7 protein-coding genes are annotated in these 3622 nt (G+C 64.5%); 4 read left to right on the top strand and 3 right to left on the bottom strand.

Features of this window, described 5'->3' with window-relative positions; genetic code table 11:
- Nucleotides 1-1228, top strand: a 1228-nt coding sequence (locus EOA28_RS28790) for a xanthine dehydrogenase family protein molybdopterin-binding subunit (protein WP_148670905.1), incomplete at its 5' end; no start/stop codon positions are given.
- 59 nt (nt 1229-1287) lie between these two features.
- Nucleotides 1288-1533: a MoaD/ThiS family protein gene (locus EOA28_RS28785; protein WP_042639658.1), complete on the top strand. Its 246-nt coding sequence runs from the start codon at nt 1288-1290 to the stop codon at nt 1531-1533.
- Nucleotides 1534-1653: 120 nt separating this feature from the next.
- Here the strand turns inward: EOA28_RS28785 and EOA28_RS41005 are convergent, their stop codons facing one another.
- The 3 genes from EOA28_RS41005 to EOA28_RS40495 form a co-directional block, all read right to left on the bottom strand.
- Nucleotides 1654-1785 carry a hypothetical protein gene (locus EOA28_RS41005; protein WP_281058777.1) on the bottom strand — a complete coding sequence of 44 codons (132 nt, stop codon included), beginning with the start codon at nt 1783-1785 and terminating at the stop codon, nt 1654-1656.
- Nucleotides 1786-2006: 221 nt separating this feature from the next.
- Entirely contained in the window at nt 2007-2231 is a 225-nt protein-coding gene (locus EOA28_RS28780; protein WP_127249926.1) for a DUF768 domain-containing protein, read from the bottom strand.
- Nucleotides 2228-2599, bottom strand: coding sequence for a hypothetical protein (locus tag EOA28_RS40495; protein WP_245463247.1), 372 nt, complete (start codon nt 2597-2599; stop codon nt 2228-2230). The genes EOA28_RS28780 and EOA28_RS40495 overlap by 4 nt, the downstream gene beginning before the upstream one ends.
- Before the next feature lie 221 nt (nt 2600-2820).
- Here EOA28_RS40495 and EOA28_RS28770 point away from each other — a divergent pair, with 221 nt between their 5' ends.
- Nucleotides 2821-3018 carry a hypothetical protein gene (locus EOA28_RS28770; RefSeq protein ID WP_127249925.1) on the top strand — a complete coding sequence of 66 codons (198 nt, stop codon included), beginning with the start codon at nt 2821-2823 and terminating at the stop codon, nt 3016-3018.
- Nucleotides 3019-3021: 3 nt separating this feature from the next.
- A complete protein-coding gene (locus EOA28_RS28765; protein WP_128315533.1) occupies nt 3022-3369 on the top strand; it encodes a hypothetical protein in 348 nt (115 codons plus the stop codon).
- Nucleotides 3370-3622 lie beyond the last annotated feature (253 nt).

Here is a 3622-nt window from a genome sequence, read left to right as displayed (position 1 = left end):
CTACAAGCTTGAGAACGTCAAGACCGTCGGCTACGAGGTGCTGGTCAACCGCCCGAAGACCGCGGCCTATCGCGCGCCGTCGGCGCCGATGGCAGCCTTCGCGGTGGAAAGCGCAGTCGACGAGCTCGCCAAGGAGCTCGGCATGGACGCGGTGGACTTCCGCATCAAGAACGCCGCGCAGGAAGGCACCCGCGCCTCCTACGGCCCGGTCTACGGGCCGATCGGCATCGGGCCGACGCTGGAGGCGGTGAAGCACCATCCGCACATGAAGGCGCCGCTCAAGGAAAACCAGGGGCGCGGCATGGCCTGCGGCTTCTGGTTCAATTTCGGCGGCCAGACCTGCACGGACCTGAACATCGGCATGGACGGCTCGGTGTCGCTGGCCGTGGGCACGGTGGATGTCGGCGGCTCCCGCGCCTCGCTGTCGCTGGTGGCGGCGGAAGAGCTCGGCATCGACTATAGCCACGTGAAGGCGATCGTCGCAGACACCTCGTCGCTCGGCTACAACGACATGACCGACGGCAGCCGCGGCACCTTCTCCTCCTCGATGGCGACGATCTCGGCCGCCCGCAATGCGATCAAGATCCTGCGCGAGCGCGCCGCGCAGATGTGGGACGTGCCCGTGGACGACGTGCATTGGGAAAAGGGCCATGCCATCGCCAAGGGCGAGAAATACGGCAACCTGTCGCCGCTGTCGCTGAAGGACATCGCGGCGAAGTCCGGCACGACCGGCGGGCCGATCGCCGGCCATAGCGAGCTCGTGGCCGACGGCGCGGGCGTTTCCTTCGCCACGCATATCTGCGACGTCGAGGTCGACCCCGAGACCGGCTCGACCCGGGTGATCCGCTACACGGTGGTGCAGGATGCCGGCAAGGCGGTGCACCCGACCTATGTCGAGGGCCAGTACCAGGGCGGTGCGGCACAAGGCATCGGCTGGGCGCTCAACGAGGAGTATATCTACGGCAAGGACGGGCGGCTGCAGAATGCGGGCTTCCTCGACTACCGCATCCCGGTCTGCTCCGACCTGCCGATGATCGACACGCAGATCCTGGAAATCCCCAACCCCAACCACCCCTATGGCGTGCGCGGCGTTGGCGAAACCTCGATCGTGCCGCCGCTGGCGGCGATCGCCAACGCGGTGTCGAACGCGGTGGGCGTGCGCATGACCCACATCCCGATGTCGCCGCCGCGCATTCTCGCCGCGCTGGACGCGGAACGGGAAGGCTGAGGACGAAAGGTGCGCAGCAGCTTTCGTCTCACCACGCTGCGCTGTGGGAGTTATCCCTAATGGTTGAGGTCACCCTCTGGGGTTCGCTCAGCGCCGTCGCCGGAGGCAAGGCCAGGCACGAGATCGAGGCCAAGGACATCAGGGAGCTGTTCCGCAAGCTGGCGGAACAGTATCCCGGCATCGAGCCCTGGATCGACCGCGGGATCGCGGTGGCGATCGACGGGACGATCTATCGGGATACGTGGAGCAAGGAGCTGCCCGAGGGGGCGGAGATTTTCCTGCTGCCGAGGTTGGCTGGGGGGTAGCGAGCGAGCGGCCTCCGCCATCGCTGGTTTCGCCGATCCGCACGCCCCCGGGGAGCCCTGCATACGTCACCAGCCAGGCGGGGCTCGTAGGCTCCCCCGCTTTCGGGCCGGGCCGATGGTTCACCGGGTTGGCCGGTCTTCGCGCATGACGTTGTAGAGCAGCAGGCCAGCCATCAAGGACACCACGGCGCCCACCACGTCATGCCCGGTCAGCCCGGAGTAATACACGAAAGCAAATGCCAGCTCGGCCATGGCTCCAACCCAGGATGCGAGGGACTTCTCCGGGAGAACCTTCACGGCGCGCTAATGTTCCTGACGGCTAGCATCGATCTTCGCCGGCTGCGCCTGGCGCAATTCCAGGAAAGTGTGAGCGGTTTTCCGTCCGGAATTGCGCAACAACAAAAGGACAGAGCGGTTCGCCGTTTCCGTGAAACGGTGAAACGCTCCAGGCGACAGGGGCGGCCGTGCAACGCTCAGGCTCTGTCGCTTTTCTCGGAGCCGACGATCGCCGCCAGGATCGCTTCGTATGCGCTTCCGATCTCCTCCTCGATCTCTTCCTCGGAGATGCCGGCCGCCCTGGCATCGGCGAACAGCTTGCTCGTCAGTTCGGCCACCGAGACGATGTCCGCGCCGACCTTGCCACGCATCACATTGTCGGTGATCCAGCGGCCAAAGAACGCCGCGCCACGCTCGCTCATTCGCCCTGCTCTTTGAGAAAATGCGCCTCGCGAAGCAGCGCTTCCCAGTCGGTCCCGATCGTCTCGATCAGCTCGCCGGCCTGTTCCTCGGTGATGCCGGTTTCCCTCGCCAGGCGCCCTGCAAGCAATTGGAAGATAGCCTGGTCGCTCTCCCCGAGACTGCCTTCGCGATGTTGCAGCGCCTCGAAGATCACCTCGAAGACGCTGTCGACTTCCTCGTCGATCTCGCCGGCCGCGATGCCTTCGCGCGCGGCCGCCTTCATCATCTCATCGGCAAGATCGCTCACCGCGACCGGATCGTCCGTCAGCACGTTCGGCAGATGCTCCGTCAGCCATTTGTCGAAGAAGTCGAGACCGCGCCTGCTCATGTGGCCATAAGCGCGCGAGGAACATTAGGTTCCGCTGATACGGACTGAGGTCTCATGCGCCGGCGCATTGGTCCGTCGCGTGAAACATAAGCCCCGCGATCTCATTAGGGCTGCGCTGACGAGCAATCAGTCCCTTCATCGTCAGTGGCTGGATCGCCCGCCACCTGCCCCCGGGTGGCGGGCGTCCGATCGAAGAAGAAGAACCGGGGCCGAGGTGAACAGTGTCGATTTCCGATGAGCTGCGGGACGCGAGCCTTCGCTATGAATGCCCGAACTGCCACCAGCCGATCATCCGAAACGGTTCGTGGTTCAAGGCGGTGAGCACCTTCCGCTGCGAGGGCTGCAACACCAAGCTCAGGCTTGGCTACTCGGCCAAGCTGGCGCTTTTCAAACAACACGGCAAGGCGCCGGGGGCGTGACCCATGCGGCTGAGTGCCTGCGAGCCCTTTGGCGAGAACCGTTTCCTTTTCCGGGAGCGGTTGTTCGCAAACGGCAACGGCGCGCTCCACCATCGCGACCTTTCCCTTCTCAGTCTCATCCCGGCCTACAGCGGGCCTGCAAAGATTGCCGCGAAAGCGGATCGGATGAGCATTGCCGCGGCCGTGGGCATGGCGATCGGCCTGTTCATCGGGCCGGTCTCATGCCTCATGCTGGGCATCTGGAACGCGGCGTTGAACAGCAACGGAGGCAAGCATGATCACTACGACGTTGGAAACCAGGGTATCGGGTTTGCAGGAAAGGCTCAGAGCAGCCGAGCTCAGCACGGATGACATGCTGGCCTTCCAAAAGGTCGCGGACGTGCTGGACAATGGCCATGGCGGCATCGACCTCGACGACCTGATCGCGCTGTCGTTTGTGGTGGAGGATGAGGATTGAGGGGGAGCCAGGCCGGCCATAGCTAGTTGAATTCCGGGCTCATTCAGCGCCGTCACAGGGGCAAACCAGGCACAACATCGAGGCCAAGGAAATCAGGGCGCCGTCCCACAAGCTGGCGGAACAGTATCCCGGTATCGAGCCGTGGAT

This window comes from Mesorhizobium sp. M2A.F.Ca.ET.067.02.1.1 (assembly GCF_004023285.1).
In the GTDB taxonomy this organism is placed as follows: Bacteria; Pseudomonadota; Alphaproteobacteria; order Rhizobiales; family Rhizobiaceae; genus Mesorhizobium.
Note: the sequence above shows the minus strand (reverse complement) of the source record. Positions and strands in the feature narration are given on the sequence as shown.